Source organism: Colwellia sp. 75C3 (assembly GCF_002836255.1).
Classification (GTDB): domain Bacteria; phylum Pseudomonadota; class Gammaproteobacteria; order Enterobacterales; family Alteromonadaceae; genus Colwellia.
The window spans coordinates 195,308-215,315 of record NZ_PJAU01000061.1 but is presented as its reverse complement, the minus strand read 5'-3'; the positions used below and the strand labels follow the sequence as shown (position 1 = coordinate 215,315).

The following is a 20,008-nucleotide window of genomic DNA, read 5'->3' as shown; positions in this document are numbered from 1 at the left end:
TCGTTATGATGATGATTAATATTGCAGGATTAGTACTTATTTCATTAATTATTTGGTGGTTCTGGTTGTATAAACCAAAGGAAGTAGAAGTGAGTAGTACTAATGACATTAAGATTGTAGTGAATAATGGCGTTTATCAACCCGCAAGGATAAAAATTAAAGCAGGGCAGCAAACTGTTATTCAATTTATTCGCAAAGACAGCAGTCCTTGTGCGTCTATGGTGTTATTTCCAGATGTTGAAATAACACAAGAGTTACCCTTTAATGGTAACAAGTCTGTATTACTTCCGCCGATGAAGTCTGGAGAGTATCCTTTTCATTGTCAGATGCAAATGTATAAAGGCATACTAATAGTTGAATAAGCCCATTCATTAAGTGATGTTATAACGGATAAATATCACTTTTGAGGAGAATAACATGACTGATTTTGATCACAGAGTAGGTGTTAAAGAAGCAAACTTAGTTATTAGAAATTTACGATTAACCAATGTTGTTGATGCTAACAGAAATGCGTTGATGGAAGATATTGACCATCAATTTGGTATTGATGAGATATCGTATAATAGCACTGACGCTTGTCTTTACCTTGCCTATGATGCGACTAATATTAATCTTGAGGGTATTGAAGACATTATTAAAAAGCATGGCGCTGACATTCACAATGATTGGTGGACACATACTAAAGAGCAGTATTACAAATTCGTTGACCAAAATGTTAAAGATAACGCAAAACATGTGCCTTGGAGTTGTCACAAGCCTCCTTCAGGCGCAGTTAAAAAGCACAAAGAGTGAGTGCATCGTTATAAATAAATAAAGTTAGCCAGAATGTTTCGATTAGATTAAAATACTTTTAATATTTATCCCCTAAGTTACTCAATATATTAGTCTAATTGTTATGTTATGTTATTTGATTGATTTTCGGCTATTATGATTGGTACGATTATATATTCACTTATATTATCAAGTCTTTAAGTCAAATTTTTTGATAAAACCTCTACGTTTCATTCAGGGGAATGAGTAAAATTAATTAAGTTATTAAGATAAACCTTCAACAAAAGGTAGTAGTAAAACTATGGATTACTTTGAACAGTTAGGTGTGAGTAGAGATGCGTCGACCATCGAGATCAAAAAAGCCTATCGAAAACTCGCTAATAAATATCACCCAGATAAAAATAGTGGCAGTGAAGTTGAAGAAAAATTTCAATTAATTAAAAAGGCTTATGATGCAATTTCGGATCCGAAAAAGCGTTCTTTGTATTTGAAAAGTAACTATACCGTCATAACAGATCCCCGAGAGGTTGCTGATTCATTTTGGCACAACGCATTGAGCTAAACGCTAATCAATACACTCTATTAACATCACATTATGCTTAATTTGAAAATACGCAATTAAGGAACACTCTTTGCAATCTGACAAAAACATACCTGATTATTTAACGGATGATTTTTCTATGTACTTAGAAAATATGACCTCGTTAACTGATCCTGAAAACCCTGAATTATTATCCATTTATTTATCGAGCTTATTTGACCAGTTAAAAACGACCCCCTTGTTGTTTACCGGTATGGTTGATCAATTAGCCATGGCTATCACTACAAAAATTAGAATTGATAGTAAAAATTTGGCGTTAGTTGATTTAAGCGTAGAGCCTACATGGGCTGATGTAAAAGCATTCGTTGGCGTGCATGCGGATGCCAGAGATTGTATTACTGAAATGATGAACCATGCAGAGCAAGATTTAAAAACTGCCGTGTTACTCATTCATTATTATAATCGCTATGATGCAACACCAGTAAAACCGGTAGAAGATGATTTTGATCAAGTCGATGATTATGCATCAGATGATTTTGATGAAAACTATTAGCTTTTGAACTTTTATCGCGTTAAACAATAGTTTTCAAAGAACTTTCGTTTTTGAAATATGGATGGCCTTAATTGATAGGATTAGGGCGTCTAATGAACAGTATAAATACCTCTAAGGAATAACCGTGACAAAAAACGCACTCATTCTAGCCACCGATATTATTGAAATCGCTCAACAAAGCGGTAGACGCGCAGGCACTTCTTTAGAGGCAATAGCTTCTGAACAGGGTGATGAAACCATGTTGGCCGTACTAACCGAGATGGATATTTTAACCGTGGCTAAAATTGTTAGAGAACACGATGCCACTATTCCTTCTATCGCCACCTGGTTAATGGATGCTGAGTCAATTAAGCAATTATTAAATGTTGAACCGTCATATTGGCAAAACATTGATGAAGACCACGTGTTTTGTGCTCAAACGGAAGCGCATAGTTTATTGTCACAAATTTTTCTTTCGAGTGATGATGAAGAAAAACAGTTAGAAGTATTAAAAGCCATTGTAGAAGATGATTTTGGCCTTTTATACTTGTCTCTACCGTTTGTCGGTCATGATTTTTCTGAAATTGAAGAAGACGAAGAGCAAACATCAGGCAGTATTGAAGAACTGTTAATGAAAATTAAAACATTAGATGAAGATGCCTACCGTGAAGTCATGGTAGTAAGTACCAATGGTTCGTTAGACAGTGTTGAAAAAGCGTTGAAAGATAATGCTAATAAACAACGCGTTACCTCGGTAGCAATAGATACCGATGACATGTTTGCACCCCTTTAAAATATCATTAAACATCTATTACCATAGTGGTTATGAACAGTTTTATATAAGTAGGATTCATTAATGAGAATTGCAGAATTAAGAAACCATCCGTTTCTACTGTTGGTTTTAAAAGATGGGGAAAGTGAAGGCTATTTTTCCCCTGAATTAGTGCATAAAATTAAACAACAATTAGTCGATATGTCATTGAGAATTGCCTCTGACAATTTATCTATCATTTATGCGGATCAAATCAACAAAGGCTGTGAAATTGTTCTAGGCATTACCAACTTAGGCTTATTAGACCTATGTGATAACGATGCGGATAAAGCCAAAGAGATTATAAAAACCCAAGGCATTGTTTATTGCTTTAGAGCGGGTTGGGCTAAATATGCGCAACTGAAGAAGATATCTCCTTCATACTTTGAAAGTATCTCAATCACCACTTATGCCTTAGCAATCAGCGATACCTCGGATATTAGAGTTTTACATGCCAGCTTAATGAAAGAAGGCTATAAAAGTGCAAAACTTTTAGATGTTTATAAAAACATCGCCGCGAGCTATTGTGCAAGCACTATACTGGTTGATAATGATGAAGATGTGTTGTTGTATGAATTACAACGGTTCCTTAATACGGCTATGGCTTTATTATTGATTGATTCTGATAGAAAAATGTTTACTAGTTCATTATATCAAGAATTTAATACTTATCTTATCAGCACTGATAAAGACGTTTTGCTTGAAAAAATAGAAACTTGTATTGTAAAACTCACCGGGCAATTGTCGGTACTTACTAAAAGCTACTTACAAGAAATAGCATTATTAGATTTTTCGGAATTTAAAAATATCATAGCTCAACAAATTGATGTCGCTATTCATATTCAAGAAATATTAGAACTTCCTATAACTATTGCTAATGAATTACATGATGATTTTGAAGGTGGTTATGATTTTCATGCAGACGATGAAGATGACCTCGCTTATTTAATGCCAGACGATAGGTAAATACGCAAAATAACTATATTAGTTGTATAGCGATATATCGACATTAAAAAAGCCCGTTACGAAAGTGTCGGGCTTTTTTATTTTGTCAGTAGAGTGATTAGTGCCAATCAAACTTGAACTTACAGTTTCTAACGTTTCAATCACACTTACTAAACAGTAAAGCCCATCTACTCGTTTCATAATAACGCCAGAATTTATCAATACATGTCATAAGTAGGTAGGCGCACATGCCAATAAAAATGAAAAGTATTCTTGGGCTGAGTTTTTTACTTGTTGGCGGATGCAGTCAACTTCATCATGTTCATATTGGTGATATAGACCAGTCACAAGGGTCGTTAACCCCATTTACTATTACGGTAAATGAACTAGGCTTTGATGCAGCTAAAGCAGCAGAGATAGGGGCAGGGGCTGCAAAATCAGCTTCAACTAGTGAAGACTTGGAATTAGTCGCTTTTATTCTGGCTATTAGTAATTTTGGTCCTAAAACAGGTAACCCCGTATATAACGATGCTTATGCCGATGAAGTTCTTTCAGAAGTTATCAAAGCATGTCCAAGTAAAAAAATGACCGGATTAACCTCAATACGTGAAGCAACCAATGTAGGACCTGTAAGTGGTGAAGTTGTTCGTATCAAAGGTTTCTGTATTAACTTAATTTAGGGAAGTTCCATGTTAAAGAACACATTATTATTATCAGTATTAGCATTATCACTTACCGGTTGTGTTGGTTTGAATACCGTATCGATGACACAGGTTCCTGCAAAAAGAGATAACATAATCACTACCAAGGCAGCTAGTTGGAATCTATTAGGAATAAACTTTAGTAATGCTTTTGTTGATGAAGCCATTGATGGACTTAAGTCTCAATGCCCTACAGGTAAAATTGAAGGTGTTTATACTAAGCACCAAACTACCGGCTATGTGCTTATGTTTAAAAGAGAAGTTTTTGTATCTGCATACTGTAATGAGGTGTAGTAATGAAAAAGCTATTCGTATTACTTAACGTTGTGATGCTTAGTGCATGTACTAGCAGTGTACATATGTCGCAAGTGGACGTTGGCAACAATGCCTATAACGAAAATGATATTGGTAAAATTATTGAAATCGAAAAATCTCAAAAAAATATCTTAGGTTTTGTTTACAACACAAATTATGTTGATCAAGCTTACAAAAACCTTTTACGTCAATGTCCTAATGGCACCTCAATGATTAATGTTGAGTATTTAACTAACCATGGTTTTCTTAGTTGGACAGATAAAATTCGCATTAAAGCTATTTGCCGCTAACTAACCAAGCGATACTAAAAAACCGTTAACTAAAAAGTTAACGGTTTTTTTTTTTTGGCTTTTTCGGTTTATAATATTAGTTACATACAAACTAAAAGCCTGTTGGTTGTATGTAACTAAAATCAAGTTTTAAATTAGTATGATGTACTGCAAAAAGTTATTTAAAAAATATAAGAATATAAATAACCTGCACCAACAGCCATTGATAATATTACCGTTAAAAATGCAATTATCATTGGATTTTTGAAGATAGATTTAAGTAATATAACTTCTGTTAAACTGGCACCAGCGCTACCTATAATTAATGCCATTACCGCACCAAGTCCCATACCTTTTGCTGCTAATGCTGCACTTAATGGTATTACTGCTTCTGCTCGGATATAGAGTGGAATACCAATTACTGCTGCAATAGGAACGGCAAAAGGGTTGTTTTCACTTGCCACGCTGGCGACAAACTCTGTTGGCATAAAACCGTAAATCATTGAACCTAAGGCGATACCACCAATTAAATAAGGTAATACTTTTTTAAAGTCTGCCCAAGTACTGTGCCAAATCTTAGTCCATTGACTAACTGGCTTACCATTTTTACCACAACTACTCGCACAGCCTTTAGTTTCAGGGGTAATGTAAGCTTCAGGTTTGATGTACTTTTCAAAACCTAACTTCTCTAATAAATATCCTGCCGTGATTGAAACACCCATGGCAACAGTAAAATAGAATGCAGTCACTTTTAAGCCAAAGGTAACGGCAAATAATCCAATGATAATAGGATTAAGTAACGGGCTAGCAAATAAGAAAACCATCATAGTGCCAAAACCTGCTTTTGCTCTTAATAACCCTTTTAAAAAAGGGATAGTTGAGCAAGAGCAAAAAGGTGTGATTGCACCCAGAAAAGCGGCAATGATATAACCTTTGCCATTTTTACTACTTAATATGCTTTGAATTTTACTGGGCGGAATGTATACCTGAAGAACACCTACGAGGTAACTAATCAGTAAAAAAAGTATGGTTAATTCTACTGCTAAAAAAGCAAACATGTTTAAGGTATCAAATACCATTTGTTGTGTAATTTTCATAATAAAACTCTTTATGTAATATGATTCGTTGTTTCTAGATTCGTCGAATTATAAAGAAATAACTTTTAGTGTCAATATATTTCTAGTAATATCGAATTATAAGTTGAATGAAACTATTAGAAGAGAATATTATGGAAATAGAAGTTATTGCCAAAGCTTTAAAAGAATTAGGTCACCCGACGCGGTTAGCAATATTTAAACGCTTAGTAAAATCAGGAGAGCAGGGTATTGCTGTGGGTGAGGTACAAGCAGAATTAAAGATACCAGGTTCAACATTATCCCACCACATATCTAGTTTGGCTTCTGCTGGATTAATTAAACAGCGACGAGAAGGTCGAGTACTTTATTGCGTGGTTGAATATGAAAAACTACTTTCTGTGATTGCCTTTCTTCAAGATGAATGTTGTGTAGATGAACAATTGTCCTGAAAACTTTTTAAGAAGCCATTTTAGTCATTAATTTCTTACCTTAAGCGCTTTAATTATCACTGAGCGGGTAATAACTGAATAGATTTAGTATTTAGTCTGTTATTGCTCTATAAAGCTCAGCTATAACAGCGTAGGATCAATCTACTTTAGATAAAACTTAGGTTTGCACTTATACCAATAGGTATTAGGCGCACTAACATTAAAAATTATGCAATTAACAGCAAAAGCATCACTTACTAACGCTTTACTTATTTCTATTTGTACGCCTGACTTTAAAGGTGATGAGGCAACAGAGTCACTTGCTGAGCTAGCACGTTTAGTGACTACACTCGGTTTTAAAGTGGTCGGCACCCAGTCGCAAAAGCAAAGTTCGACTAAAAAAGTTAATGTACTAGGTTTAGGTAAATTGGCCGAAATTGCGCATCTTACCGGTAACCAAGGTGTCGTTGAAGGCGAAGAAGATGAAGATCAATTTGAAGAAATGGTTGATGAATCAGACTTCTTAATTAACCGTTCAGATATCCCATCAGACAATCTTCCGTTTGCTTGTGCTGATGTGGTGGTCTTTGATTGTGATCTAAGCCCATCTCAGTTGCGTAATGTTGAAAATCAATTAGGCGTAGAGGTGTTTGACCGTACCGGCATTATTATTGAAATATTTAGTCGCCATGCCCGTACTAAAACAGCGAAATTACAAGTAGAAATTGCTCGCCTAAATTATGTAGCGCCAAGACTTCGCGAAACATCATGTGGTGATAAAGAACGTCAAATGGGTAAAGGCGCCGGTGAAACAACGCTAGAGCTAAATCGCCGAGCCGTACGTGACCAATTAGCAGAACTTAAGCGTGAATTGGCAAGTGTTCAGCATGAAATGAAAGGCCGACGTACCCAACGTTCTGAGCTGTTTTGTGTCGCTTTAGTTGGTTATACCAATGCAGGTAAGTCATCGATGATGCGCGCGATCACCGGTAGTGACGTTGAAGGTGAAAACAAACTTTTTGCTACACTTGATACCACAGTACGTGCTTTGTTCCCTATCACTCAACCGAGAATATTAGTGTCAGACACGGTTGGTTTTATTAAAAAGCTACCCCATGATTTAGTTGCCTCATTTCATTCAACTTTAGCAGAAGCACAGGATGCTTCATTACTATTATATGTAGTAGATGCTTCTGATCCGTCGTTTCGTGCGCAACTCGACGTAGTACACGAAGTACTGAATGAAGTTGGTGTTGAAGACAGTAAAAAATTACTGGTACTGAACAAATCAGATCAACTTAGCATTGAACAACAACAAGCATTAATGGAAGAGTTTCCAGATGCCATGATCACATCCGCGCGTAATCCGGCTGACGTGAGTAAATTGCATAAATATATCGTTCAAATTGCTCAGGAAGAGATGATTGAAGAAGAGATTATTGTTCCTTACACCGCTAAAGGTATTATGGGCGAGATTCGATCAAGCATGAGTGTCACTAAGGAAGATTATGAGTACGAACATATTAAGGTCACGGTACGTTCAAATGCGATTGATTTAGCAAGATTGAAAAAGCGTATGTTGAGTATTTAATAATAGCAATGATATAAGTTTGAAATAGTGTACTTTTCAAAATATTAGGCCTAGTTATCTTACGATAACAGGCCTATTTTTTTAGTGGTATAAGTGAATATATTGCTATTATTTGGCTGTGCAGACGATAGTAACTTTTGTACTCATATCATAATAAAGCTAACATTTCAGCGGTCAGCACGTAACATGTAATACGCAACGCGTTACTTGTAATACGGTATTATTTCGGCTTTTTCCACTGCTTTAACGTGACGCCTAAACGGTCTACCCACCAATTGATGGCATCTTTTGCATCGTCTAAGGAATCAATCATTGTACTCAGATCTTTATTGCCCGCTTGGCGGTCTATAGCTGCCATGAAAGGTTTATCTGTCATCGAATCACTGATTAAAAGCTCGATGGTGGCACTACCAACATTAGTATGTTCACCCGTTGCAATTTTCACTATGGTAGAAATCCCTAAGCCGATTGGTAATATACTGCTGGTCATCGCAAGAATGGGATTGGGTGTTTCGACATTACTGATCGCAATTCTCAATCGAAGTGTTTTATCACTTGGTTCACTTACTATTTTTTTAGTTTGTGAAATTTTATCTTTTAAACGAGCCACCATATATTCTGAGAGCTCATTGATTTCATCATCTTCTAATTTTGTGTCTGATTCGTTGACCAAAACATAGACCCGGTCAATAATGACACTGTCATACTCATCAAACTTTGCTTTTATTCTTTCAGGGCTTCTCAAGCCAATACGAGCCCATACTAAATCTACTCCACCTTCAGGACCTGTTTGAAAGTCTTCAAATGAAGTGAATTTAGTTGCATGGTGTAATTTTCCGTTCGCACAACCAAACATCAACATCGCAGTAAACGAGATGATTATTAGTCGTAAAAATTTAACAGTCATAAATTTTCCTATCAGCGTGATTTTATAGCGTATTGTAAATATAACCAAAACAGATGGAGATATATACTACCGTGGGAGTTGTTTACTTTTTTTATACCAAGGAAAGCGTTAATACTTCTGTATCTCAAATACATGCGGGTCAAAAATGAATTTTAATTCCTATTTGATAATTAATGCCATCTTCCCCTTGCGCAACAAGACTACTAGACTGCGTCGAGATATCGGGATTTAAAATTTCTGCATCCAAAAGATTACGCACTACGGCATATAACTCAACAGTCGATAGTCGAGCGGTATAATTAATATTAACAATACTATAGCCGTCTAAATTGTGACGCGCTCCTATATATGAAATATCTCCACCTATGCTATGTATATCCCAAATGTCAGTACTTGCACCAATACTCAGGGTGAGTTTAGGTGTGTTTAAAGCGGTTGGATCATCAGGTAAAATTTTATTGCCTTCTTTTTGATAAGCTAAATTGATAAATAATTTACTGTCAAGACTGGCCATTTGAAAATCAATTTCAGCACCTTGTCGTTTAAAACTGCCTTCATTAAAAAATGAAACGGCACCATCAGGTTCGCTAAATCTTCTTTCTATGAAGTCTTGCGCTTCTAAAGAATAAATATTTGCTACAAATAATAGGTTCGATCTTGAATAGGAATAGGCAAGATCAAAAGTACTTACTATTTCAGCGGTTAGTGCTTCGTTTCCCACGACATTACCAGGTGCATTGATACTCGTTTGCGTTGGATTAGGGGAATTAAAACCTGTCGAGTAGAGTGTTTTCAATGATTGGTACTCATCAAATTTATAGACAATACCCGCTCTCGGTGTTGTTTTTATTCCGCTTAATTCGTTATCGGTAAATCTGCCGCCAATAAGAAAGCGCCACTTTTCTAAACTGTAGTCTACTTGAGCATATGCAGAAAACTCATCAACTTTACCTTGTTCAAGTGATGTAGCGAGTGGCGTACTCGGATCGTCTAATAGATAGACGCGATAATTGCCCATTGACCGTGTTTCTTGCTCAACACCTACCACCATATCGAGTGATTCATCCAAAGTGTAAGCAAAACTTCCCCCAACCCTAAATCGATAGTCGTTTTTACCGTTATTATCTTTTTTACCCAATAAACCGACTCCAGGAGCAAATAAATTGTCTATCTGTATGTCAAAGGTGTAGTGGTTATAGTCGGTAAAGATAGTCGTTTTGCTATTATCGCTACTCCAACTATTCTTGATATGAATTAATTCACCCTTGGTGTCTAACGTTAAGGGTTGTAATGTATTTTCCCCTGTTACACCATCGTTAATACCAACGGTAGTGTCGGAAAAAGCTTGTAGAAGAAGATTAAATTCGTTGTTGGTATAGCGTAATAATCCCGATTGTCTTTCTAAATAACGTTCGACATCGTCTGTTACCAATCCTACGGTGGGGAATACCTCATTGTACGTGGCAGTATAGCCATCCTCGACTCTGTATTCTGCCGCAATATAGATGGCTGATTCATCCCCGAGCGCTAAATTATAATAGGCACTACCTTCTTTTAGGCCATTTGAACCTAACTTTAATGATGCGGTACTATCACCTATCTCTTTTCTGGTGATGACATTAAATACACCAGCCGATGCTTGTGTTCCATAAAAGACAGCCCCTGGGCCCCGTATTACTTCTACATGGGAAATTGACTCCCACGGGACCCCCTCCATTGGAATGAGTGAGTGTGAAGGTTGGTGATAAGGAATGCCATCTAGCAGGAAAAGTACTTTTTGATTAAACGCTTCATCTATGCCCCTAATTTGAACGGAGGCCCAGCCAGGAAGGGAGTCCTGCACAATAACGCCAGGAATAAAATTAAACATTTCTCTTAACGTTGTAATACCCATCTTTTCTAAATCGGTGCGATTGTATCGAGAAACGATGGCAGGTGTTTCAATAACTGTTTCGGTTTTTATAGAGGCAACAGAAACTTCTACATTGAGTAGTTCTTTCAACGATAGGTCAAATACCTCATCTGATTCATCTGTCTTAGCAGAAGCGTTGAATAACACAAAGTATAAAATTGAGACTAGAATATTTATTTTTACATTCATATTTCGGCTCTCACTATTCCTATGCACTTATAACTTAGGCACTAGCCATGTCATTACTTATTCCTACTACGCTTTATTCGAACTAATTATAAGCAATTAGTTCGGTGGCATTAGGAACTTCTACTACCAATATTCAGGGTATTAAATGGTATCGTTTGACCTCACAAGTGTTAACTAGCAAGGTTATTATTAATTGTAGCTGAAAATTTTTTAGCAAATATATATATAACTAAAATCAAGTGGAATTACTAAAAATCCCTGCAATACTTAAGTCAGATTTATACTGGGATTATACGTATATAGTGTGTATTGATGTCAAATTTATGCTCTCATTACACTGATAAATATAATAAAACTCAGGGAATACAATGTCCGAAAATAATATGAAATTTATTGAAAGTTTAAAAGGTCGTATTTTACTTTATTTAACGCTGCCTACTATTGTCATCATTGTCACCCTGGTAGGAATTATCGCGAACGCTTCTTATTCATCTGAACGTCTTCAAGCTGAGTTTTCGTTAAAGCAAGCAGAACAACTTGTTTATTTAGAAATAGAGCGCCGCAATGCCAGTGCTGTTAGAACGGCAAAATGGTAGCAAGATCGGTTGAAGAGCAGAGTATTACCAGTGAAAAAATCAACCGAAATATTATCGTTATAAAAGATTCTACCAGCGATTTTGCCTCTTTTGCGACAGCTGATTAATTATCATTATAAAAAGACAAATGTACTGATGTAAATATCGAGTGATCTAATATGAAACAAGCTAATTCCGATGTGATTAATGAGTTTGGCATCAAAAACTTAGATGAAGATCATCAAGCTATTTTCCACTATATTGAGCAGTTACAAGACCTTGTTAACGAGCCTAAAAATCAAGCCTATGCTGTTGGTATACTAGAGCGGCTTCTTAGCTTTTTTTTGGCACATGTAATCAACGAAGAACAGCAATTACAGCAATATTTACCCACTAATATAGTAGATGAGCATATTTTACTACATCAAAGCGAGCTTGTTCTGTTAGATAAAAGTATAAAATCTTTAAAAGTTAAGCTGACAGCAAATAATATTCAAACAATAGCTGACCAATTAAATCAAGAATTTAAAAACCATATATATCGGTATGATAGAAATATTATACAAAAATTGATTAAAGTAAAAAGGGCTAAACTCTAGGACCTCTATCCAGCTGAAACATGGTCTGTTTTAAATTTATCAATACAAATGATGTACTTAGAATGGCAGTGGAAATAGTTAAGTGATTGATATTAATGTTAGATCGATTATTCAGTAAGGTATGTTGTTTTTTGGTGGGCAGTTTTGTCTTGGTTTATTTAATTAAGGCTAGCAAGCGCTTGTTTATACTTGCTAGCCTTTTTTGAACTGTTGATATAAATTTATTTAAAAATCTATCGTCTTAACATCACCTTTAACGATCTCTACTGTTGTTTTGTTTCCAGCAGGTGAAGGGATTGTTAAGGCATTATATTGAATATTGTCATCAATATCTGTACCGCACATTAAAGCGATAGTGTAACTTCCTTCAGCTACAAAACCTATGCTGTAAGTCCCATCAACTGCCACTAATGTTGATATAAGAGGCGCTGTTGCTGTTGGTGTTTCACCTTCAAAAGTTTCATCCTCTGTATCATAACTATCTCCTAATTCGGTCGGATTCCCTTCATACAGATAGACAATACAGCTACCTAAGTTCGTATGATCAGAAGAAACATCACCTTTTAATGTTCCATATTCACTTACAATGTGAACGCCATGAGGCTTAATGATATAACCATTTTTTGTTGGGTTATTACCGCGCATCACTAATGACTCACGTAAATTAAATTCGATAGTATAAGCGGGAGTGTCTCCTATTTGAATTGAGGTTGCTGAAACTTCAAAGTCTCCTAAACGTAATCTAGAGCTCGGTACTTTAATAGAGTATTCAGTAGCATCATTATCAAGTAGGACATATGAGCCGGAATCTACAACTAACAATTCCATAGAGTAAGTGCCAGGAAGCATAGTTACACCTTGAGCTTCATCAACAATTTTTAGTTGGTCAGGGCCTTGAAAGTCAAGTAGGTTAATTTTAATGGTTTCTACAACTTCATCATTTTCATTAGTGAATGTTGAAATTACTGTGGTTTCTGTGCCAGCAATAGTAATCTCATCTATTTCAATAAATACTGCATCGGCTTCATCAATTGGTGCGTCACTAATGCCTAAGGAAAACTTTGCTTGCTCTGGTGAATCGTCACTATTATCACTATCGCCACATGCGGACAGGACAAATATAATCGGGGTGAATAAGAAAGGGATAAGAAATTTTTTATTAATCATGATATTTACCATTATTGTTACTTTAATTAAACCATCTAAGACAAAGAAAGTCATGTTGTACAAAACAGATGTTTTGCCGCTTTATTAGTACATTAGCGAAACTCGCTGATAGACATTTTCAATATAAAAATGACACTGATTATTTTTTAAATTTCATTTTGTCTTTAAAAAAAGTATTAACGACAAGATGATAATAATATAATTTATTATAACATGGAATAATTAAAACTAGCGGTTAACAAATTATTATACAAATTTTAAGTTGCACCTTTGTTCTAATTCATAGTGAGTATAAGGTAGGAGATATTGATTCTGCTAATACTGCAAAATGAACAGATAACAAGGATGAAATTTTAAGTAAGTTGTACTTCATTTAATATTCACCTTTAGCTTTGAAAGGCATAAGATATCTAAAGTCGTGACAAGTATCATGAAAACTAAAACTGCGTTAGACAAACTAAGATTTTTCTACGATAGTTATGACATGTCAGGACAAATTTTGAAAGGTGTTAAAGTTGACAGCTGAAATTCTAACTACCGTAACTATTATTTATTATAATGAAGACTGCTTAGAGCTAAATCATGTAGTTAAAGAGTACCCAAAAAACACATCTGGTCGGGTTATTATTCCACTAGAATTTAAAGAGGGTAAGTCTATTGTTGCAGTCTGCCTTGGTGAGATAACGATCCTTAATAAACTGGGTGATAGAGTTATGTCAATTGGCATTGAATAGTAAAGTTTTATTAATAAACTTTCTTTCATTCTGTGCCATCATCCTACCGGCATTCAGCCACACTAAAATTATTCGTTAGATTGAGTCACTAATATTGAAGACGTTACCGTTTTTTATTATGACGTATTAAGGTCAGTAGCTTATCTAGGGATAGACATACAACTTCTTAGCCAAGTATTAGCACTAAGGTTATCAAAGAAAAAACGATGCTCCACGCCAGCCTCAAGGTAAGCTTTTGTGCACATGTCCTGAGTGGCTGACGGAGTATGGGCATGCTGCAAGTTAATGGCAACAGCACGTACTTGCACTGTTTTTAAATAGTTGGTGAAGTATGCCATCGCTTCAGGTGTCGCAAGTGCCTCATCACGGAGTATGACTAAACTGGTATAATTATCCATATTTAGCTGTGGCCTAAAAGACGCTAACTTCTTTGCCATAAGTTCAAAAAACTCAGTATTACACGGTCCTTCAATATCCATAGAAATCAGGTCATTATCTAGCTTGATATCGATACTTCCGTGTGGATAAAAATGAGGTTTCAGCATGTCATTCTCAGATAGAAATAAAAATAAGATTCAGTAAACTCCATAATATCAACAATGAGTTAATGTTACGTTGGAGTTAATATACTACCGATCTTCATGAAGTTCTAATTTTAAAATGATTATCGCTAAAACAGTACTATGACCGTTATCAATCAAGATGCATGTTTCAGGGTGCTTGAGCAATTTTAATTCTCACTGAAACCTATGTTTTATCCTTTATCGTAAGGACTGATGGAAGATAAAGAGATGACTTGTCGATTAAAAACCTTACCATCAACTTCTTTTAAGCTCAGGGTGATTTTTGGATCGATTTGTTGCCAATCAATGAGTAATTCTCCGTAATTAACTTTGCTAATAAAATTCCCAACACGATGTATATTGGGGCTTACTTCTTTCCATTCTTCAGTTAAACCAGAGCTAGTGACTTCCCATAGTGGGTAGTCTAGATCAGTTGTTACCTTAGACATTTCTCCCCAATGAGTATCACCACTAATGATAATAACGCCATTGACCTGATGCTTTTTAATTAAAGCAAAAAGACGTTCTCTGTCATGAGGAAAATTTGCCCAAGATTCCCAACCTGTAAATTCAGGTAATAATTGTAAACTGGACGCTATTATTTTAATTTTGGATGGTTTTTGTAATTCGGTTTCTAGCCACTGCCATTGGGTTTCACCTAACATCGAAGCATTTTTTGCTAAGTTAGGGCTGTAAGGCCCCATATTTTTGACCTTACGTTTAGTTTGGTAATCGTACTTACCTACAGTAGTGAGAGTATCTCTGTTCCAGCGTAAATCAGGTAAAATAACATGCACGCTGTTATCTGATTTACCAGTCATATAAGCGGTATAAATACCGTGTTTTTGCGTATAGCGTGGAGAGTCTTTCGGCTCTTGCCAAAAATCTAACATCAGTTTTCTTGATTGCTCTTTTTGTGCGTACTCTGCACCGGCATCATTTTCACCAAAATCATGATCATCCCAAATAGCTATAGTTGGAGTAGCTAAGCGAAGTGTCTTGATATCAGTATTATTTCCTAGTCGTTGATATTTATCGGCCATTTCTTGCATGTTTTCAGTGTCACCATAAATATTATCACCCAGAAAAACAAACAGATCAGCATTTTCATTATTAATAGCCTTTAAAATAGGCATGTCTTTATCTTGATGTGAACATGAGCCAAACAGAATTTTCTGTGGGGTAATGTCTAATTGAGATAAGGGGGTAGCTTGCGTTGTTATGGCAAAGGTCAAAGTAGCGGTGATAATTAGTGTAGTGAGAAAATGTTTCATTAGAAAACCTCTTTGATAATTGAACCAGCTTGAGGGTTGAACGCTTTGGGATCTTCACCTAACAAGGTTAACGCGGTAGCCGCAATTTGCTTTTGTTTAACCTCTGTTATGGTTTGTATTTCACCGCGAGCATTAACACCAGGACCCATGGCGGCAAACCAAATATTCTCTGATCCAACAATACCTTTGGAGAATGCCTTAAGATTTTTCATCGTGTTTTGTACGGCTAGTTTTGAGGCATGGTGTTGCCAGTCATCGCTATTACTGCCTCGGCCATGATCGGTTGTTATCATTAATACTGTATTGTCTTTATAACCCTGAGTTGTTTGCAGTGTATGCCATAAATCTGCGATAAAGGCATCGGTTTGATGTGCAGAAGTTAAGTAGCTATCGTAATGGCCATCATGAGCAAAGTCATCGGTCTCACCGAGGGAAATTATCATTACCTTAGGTTTAACGGTTAATAAATAGTCTTTAGCGTAACGATAAGTAAAGCTATCTAAACGGACATTATGCCAAGGGCTAGGAATTTCTTTTTGTAAGTTATTTAGCAGTTTTGCTTCGTCAGATAAAGGGTAACCCTTAGCAGAGTCAAATCCGGCGTTAATATGAAGCTGGCTACGTTCTTTATTTAAAATATAGGGAAATACATCCCAGCTACCAAAGGCGGCCAGTTTTTTCTGATAACCGTCTTTGTTATTTAGCCATTCTAAAAAAGAAACTTGCGGGTTGAGTATTTTGTCATTGCTGTTGATTGAAGTGTCGACCACACCGGTAAAAATTTCACTGTAACCCGGTGAAGAAAAATGCCAAGGGTTTGCAATAGACATGTTTGAGCCGATATTACGGTTACCAATGACCATGCCATTTTTGGCAACGGTATCCCAAAAAAAAGGCATCAATAATTGTCGACGCTTAACGTTGTTATCGTGCCAAAATTTGTCTCTAATGTGATGGCTATCACGAACAAATTTTTTATTATTCAGTAGAGCAGGGTCTGCTCCAGAAAATAGTTCTTGCCAGCGAAGTCCATCTATTGTCACCAATATTAAGTTTGTCTTTCTTACACCATGATTGTCGGTATTAGCGTTTGCATTAACGGTGCAAGTAAAGCAGCTAAGCAATAGTATTATAGAGAGGGTTTTAAGCATGTTTAGATCCATTATCGAATAGTTTAAATGCAACAAGCCAAATAATTACCTGAACAACTGGTGTTACTTGACTTGCGCATCAATTTTTTATTATTAAGACTTAGAAGTTAGCGGCAAAAGTCATCGATGCGGTGCGAGGAGCACCAATGAAGAAGGTTGTGCCGTTACCCGTTCCCGTTGATAAATAACTTTCATCGGTGATATTGGTAATAACAAAAGAGATATCAATAGAGCTAATCGTGTGTCCGCTAAATGGAATAAAGTAACCCGCATTAAAATCAAAAGTGGTGTATGACGGCGCATCACCACGTTCACCGGTATATTTACCCGAGGCACCAACACGGAAATCACCTTGGGTATAATCGCTTGATAATACAAACATGTCGTCAACGGAATCTAGCACTTTATCACCAGCGCTAAATCCTGGGGCGTCACCGACATAACGCGAATCATTATTGGTGTAAGATGAATACAAGTTCCACTGTTCATTTAAACGGTAGTTCACACTTATTTCAAAACCGTCTGACTCAATACCGCCTACATTAAGATATGAGCCATTGGTGCCTATGTTGTAATCAATACCATCGCTATCACTACCTGGGGCAATGAAAGTAATTCTATTTTCAAAGTCAATGGTGTAGTAGGTTGCCGAAAAACTAATATCATCATTATTATAACGTAGGCCTAAATCAATATTTTCAGCGGTTTCTGGCTCAATATCTTCAAGGGTTGAAGCATCTCGCTCTAATACGCCGTCTTTAATTGCAGAGAAGTTTTCACTATAACCAGCAAATAGCTCAATGTTATTACTTACTTGGTAAATAGCACCGGTACTAAAGAGTACATCTGAGTCGCTGTTAACTTTCCCTGTTTGTTGACCTGAAAAACCATCAGTTTTTTCAATATCGACTAAATATTTTTGTACACCGAGATTCAGTGATAAATCACTAAAATCTAAGGTGTCTTGAAGATAGAACTTTAAGGTGTCGGTTTGAAATTCATTACTATATTGTGTCCAATAAGGCGTTGCATCAAAGTGATGATAAACACGCGCATCAATAACTTTATGCCAATCTCTCGACTCAGTACGTTCATTTGATTCGGCCCATAAACCAAATTTAATATCGTTCATAGCAATAGACCATTGTGCATTTGCCGTAAAACCGACGCGGTCTTTTTCATAATGAGTATGACGATATGACATCACCGGAACAGCACTTGCGTTGTAGCATGCCGGATGTAAAGCTGAGCCAGAATCCCATGGCCAAGTGTAGTTTTGTTCACAACCATCCGCAGGTGCTAATGGTGTACCATTTTGATCGGTAAACCCATAAGAAGAGTCTATTGAACCCCCTTGATTAGTTGGGTTGCCTTCACTATCAACGGCAGAAACTAAATACGGAGGGATCCAATCACCTCGACCTTTGTTTTTATGTAAGTACGGCGTGATTTGAAAGGAAGCATTGTCAGATAGCTGATAATCAAATTTCAAATAACCTAAGGTATTCTCGCGTAATGTTGACCAACCCTCGGCAAACATTTGATCAAAGTGAGGAATACCGGTCCAGTTCCACGTTAACTGATCCCAATCAGGTGTTTGGTTGAACTGATCTATGCTAACTGAATTGTAATTATCTTCATCGGCATCATCATAAGATAATCGCCCCGTTATACTTAAATTACCAAGATCAGTGATAAATTTTACTTCAGCGTGTTCTCTTTGCATACCACCGTTTGAACCCTCACCAACCCAACGACTGGTAGAGGTTGATGAATAACTCATGTAAGCGTAGGTATTATCGAAAATTCGGCCGGTATCATGGCGGATAAAATAACGTGAGGCGTCATGATCGCCATCGGTATAGGCCATTTTTGTTGCTTGCTCAAACAAAGGGTCCGCACTAACAAAGTTAAATGTGCCGCCCAGAGCTTCGAGTGATGCTGACGAAATATCAGACGTTCCTTGCGATACTTCAATGGTATTCATATTCTCACTATCTAAATAACGGTTGGCTTTAGCGCCACCACCATAGTTAGAGCCGCCATTTGGAATACCATCAATCGTCATGCCAAGCTGTTGTTGATTACCATCAATAGTGAAGCCGCGCATAGTAATTGATGTTGACCAATCATCACCACCAAAGGCATCGCCTTCATTGATACTAATACCCGGTAGGTTGTCCATAATAGCGAGTATGCTGCTAGCAGGAGATTGTTGTCTTATCATCGACGATTCAACCACGTGATTTGCATGTGATAGCTTTTTAGCAACCACAGTCACTTCTTCCATTGTTGCTTCTGATTCGCCATTTTTCTGAGATTCAGCCGCTAGCACAGGTAATGAAAAAGCTGAAACAATGGCTAAGGTAATAAGGTTTTTTGAATAGTTAACAGTCATGTTGTCCCCAAAATTTAGTGTTTAGTGTTTAGTGTTTTAATTGCGGGGAAGTATGCTTAATGTTTATGACGGATTATCGATGAAATAATGACGTAATCATGACCGTTTAGCTGGTAAATTGTGACAGGAATGTGTCTTTATTGTTACTTAGTGTGTTGTGTCGGTGCGGGGTTTTCCTATTGTATCGTTAAAAACTAAGACTATTACTTAATTAGATTGTGCATTAAATGTAGCGTAAAAATGAGGAACTAAATTGAGTTGTCTGCTTTTTATACTGGGTTCGATTAAATTTTGTTATTGAGCAACGAAAAAGATCATTAATGACGCATCGAAGTTGACTATGTTACTATATTACTTACATTTTTTACTTTTATAGTTGTACTTTTGTAAAATAATTATTATATTATCCTCAGTTATTATAAGGATGATTTAGCAGTTGTTTTTGTTAAGTAAAATTATAACTTCTCTAAAATATTCCTAGGTTACACTCCTTTACAGATTCGACGGCCATCAGGAACTGAAATGGCCAATAATGTCGGCATCACGGCCGTGCTCCAAC

22 protein-coding genes are annotated in these 20,008 nt (G+C 36.4%); 14 read left to right on the top strand and 8 right to left on the bottom strand.

Annotated elements, in window-relative coordinates; genetic code table 11:
• The first annotated feature begins 5 nt into the window (after window positions 1–5).
• From CXF85_RS22170 to CXF85_RS22130, 9 genes are all read left to right on the top strand, one after another.
• Window positions 6–362, top strand: coding sequence for a cupredoxin domain-containing protein (locus tag CXF85_RS22170; RefSeq protein ID WP_101230822.1), 357 nt, complete (start codon window positions 6–8; stop codon window positions 360–362).
• Between the two features lie 55 nt (window positions 363–417).
• Entirely contained in the window at window positions 418–792 is a 375-nt protein-coding gene (locus tag CXF85_RS22165) for a hypothetical protein (RefSeq protein ID WP_101230821.1), read from the top strand.
• Window positions 793–1,072: 280 nt separating this feature from the next.
• Entirely contained in the window at window positions 1,073–1,333 is a 261-nt protein-coding gene (locus tag CXF85_RS22160) for a DnaJ domain-containing protein (protein WP_101230820.1), read from the top strand.
• A 70-nt stretch (window positions 1,334–1,403) separates the two neighbouring features.
• Window positions 1,404–1,865, top strand: a complete 462-nt coding sequence (locus CXF85_RS22155; RefSeq protein WP_101230819.1) for a hypothetical protein — start codon at window positions 1,404–1,406, stop codon at window positions 1,863–1,865.
• Window positions 1,866–1,989: 124 nt separating this feature from the next.
• Complete coding sequence (locus tag CXF85_RS22150) at window positions 1,990–2,637, top strand: hypothetical protein (RefSeq protein WP_101230818.1); 648 nt, start codon at window positions 1,990–1,992, stop codon at window positions 2,635–2,637.
• A gap of 63 nt (window positions 2,638–2,700) precedes the next feature.
• Window positions 2,701–3,621 (top strand): hypothetical protein, encoded by a 921-nt coding sequence (locus tag CXF85_RS22145; RefSeq protein ID WP_101230817.1) that lies wholly within the window; start codon window positions 2,701–2,703, stop codon window positions 3,619–3,621.
• A gap of 227 nt (window positions 3,622–3,848) precedes the next feature.
• Window positions 3,849–4,280 carry a hypothetical protein gene (locus tag CXF85_RS22140; RefSeq protein WP_101230816.1) on the top strand — a complete coding sequence of 144 codons (432 nt, stop codon included), beginning with the start codon at window positions 3,849–3,851 and terminating at the stop codon, window positions 4,278–4,280.
• A 9-nt stretch (window positions 4,281–4,289) separates the two neighbouring features.
• Window positions 4,290–4,595, top strand: a complete 306-nt coding sequence (locus CXF85_RS22135) for a hypothetical protein (RefSeq protein WP_101230815.1) — start codon at window positions 4,290–4,292, stop codon at window positions 4,593–4,595.
• Window positions 4,596–4,597: 2 nt separating this feature from the next.
• On the top strand, window positions 4,598–4,906 hold the full coding sequence (locus CXF85_RS22130; RefSeq protein WP_101230814.1) for a hypothetical protein: 309 nt from the start codon (window positions 4,598–4,600) through the stop codon (window positions 4,904–4,906).
• Between the two features lie 161 nt (window positions 4,907–5,067).
• Here CXF85_RS22130 and CXF85_RS22125 read toward each other — a convergent pair whose 3' ends face one another.
• Complete coding sequence (locus tag CXF85_RS22125; RefSeq protein WP_198555737.1) at window positions 5,068–5,982, bottom strand: permease; 915 nt, start codon at window positions 5,980–5,982, stop codon at window positions 5,068–5,070.
• Between the two features lie 131 nt (window positions 5,983–6,113).
• Between CXF85_RS22125 and CXF85_RS22120 the strand changes: the two genes are divergently transcribed.
• Window positions 6,114–6,410: an ArsR/SmtB family transcription factor gene (locus CXF85_RS22120; RefSeq protein ID WP_101230812.1), complete on the top strand. Its 297-nt coding sequence runs from the start codon at window positions 6,114–6,116 to the stop codon at window positions 6,408–6,410.
• 208 nt (window positions 6,411–6,618) lie between these two features.
• Complete coding sequence (gene hflX / locus CXF85_RS22115; protein ID WP_101230811.1) at window positions 6,619–7,980, top strand: GTPase HflX; 1,362 nt, start codon at window positions 6,619–6,621, stop codon at window positions 7,978–7,980.
• 220 nt (window positions 7,981–8,200) lie between these two features.
• On the opposite strand, the gene CXF85_RS22110 is transcribed toward hflX, so the two are convergent.
• Window positions 8,201–8,887 carry a DUF3313 domain-containing protein gene (locus CXF85_RS22110; RefSeq protein WP_101230810.1) on the bottom strand — a complete coding sequence of 229 codons (687 nt, stop codon included), beginning with the start codon at window positions 8,885–8,887 and terminating at the stop codon, window positions 8,201–8,203.
• A 139-nt stretch (window positions 8,888–9,026) separates the two neighbouring features.
• Entirely contained in the window at window positions 9,027–11,015 is a 1,989-nt protein-coding gene (locus CXF85_RS22105; protein ID WP_157829164.1) for a TonB-dependent receptor, read from the bottom strand.
• 341 nt (window positions 11,016–11,356) lie between these two features.
• On the opposite strand from CXF85_RS22105, the gene CXF85_RS22100 reads away from it, so the two are divergent.
• Window positions 11,357–11,584: a hypothetical protein gene (locus CXF85_RS22100; RefSeq protein ID WP_101230808.1), complete on the top strand. Its 228-nt coding sequence runs from the start codon at window positions 11,357–11,359 to the stop codon at window positions 11,582–11,584.
• A gap of 158 nt (window positions 11,585–11,742) precedes the next feature.
• A complete protein-coding gene (locus CXF85_RS22095; RefSeq protein WP_101230807.1) occupies window positions 11,743–12,162 on the top strand; it encodes a hemerythrin domain-containing protein in 420 nt (139 codons plus the stop codon).
• 225 nt (window positions 12,163–12,387) lie between these two features.
• Here the strand turns inward: CXF85_RS22095 and CXF85_RS22090 are convergent, their stop codons facing one another.
• Window positions 12,388–13,329 (bottom strand): DUF4382 domain-containing protein, encoded by a 942-nt coding sequence (locus CXF85_RS22090; RefSeq protein ID WP_101230940.1) that lies wholly within the window; start codon window positions 13,327–13,329, stop codon window positions 12,388–12,390.
• Between the two features lie 515 nt (window positions 13,330–13,844).
• Here CXF85_RS22090 and CXF85_RS22085 point away from each other — a divergent pair.
• Window positions 13,845–14,063, top strand: coding sequence for a TIGR02922 family protein (locus tag CXF85_RS22085; protein ID WP_101230806.1), 219 nt, complete (start codon window positions 13,845–13,847; stop codon window positions 14,061–14,063).
• A gap of 140 nt (window positions 14,064–14,203) precedes the next feature.
• Here CXF85_RS22085 and CXF85_RS22080 read toward each other — a convergent pair whose 3' ends face one another.
• The 4 genes from CXF85_RS22080 to CXF85_RS22065 all read right to left on the bottom strand — a co-directional run bounded on the left by CXF85_RS22080 (window position 14,204) and on the right by CXF85_RS22065 (window position 19,449).
• Complete coding sequence (locus tag CXF85_RS22080) at window positions 14,204–14,608, bottom strand: hypothetical protein (protein ID WP_101230805.1); 405 nt, start codon at window positions 14,606–14,608, stop codon at window positions 14,204–14,206.
• 209 nt (window positions 14,609–14,817) lie between these two features.
• Window positions 14,818–15,900, bottom strand: coding sequence for an alkaline phosphatase D family protein (locus tag CXF85_RS22075; protein ID WP_101230804.1), 1,083 nt, complete (start codon window positions 15,898–15,900; stop codon window positions 14,818–14,820).
• Window positions 15,900–17,051, bottom strand: a complete 1,152-nt coding sequence (locus CXF85_RS22070; RefSeq protein WP_101230803.1) for a sulfatase-like hydrolase/transferase — start codon at window positions 17,049–17,051, stop codon at window positions 15,900–15,902. Before CXF85_RS22070 ends, CXF85_RS22075 begins: the two co-directional genes overlap by 1 nt.
• A gap of 100 nt (window positions 17,052–17,151) precedes the next feature.
• Complete coding sequence (locus CXF85_RS22065; protein ID WP_101230802.1) at window positions 17,152–19,449, bottom strand: TonB-dependent receptor domain-containing protein; 2,298 nt, start codon at window positions 19,447–19,449, stop codon at window positions 17,152–17,154.
• Between the last annotated feature and the right edge of the window lie 559 nt (window positions 19,450–20,008).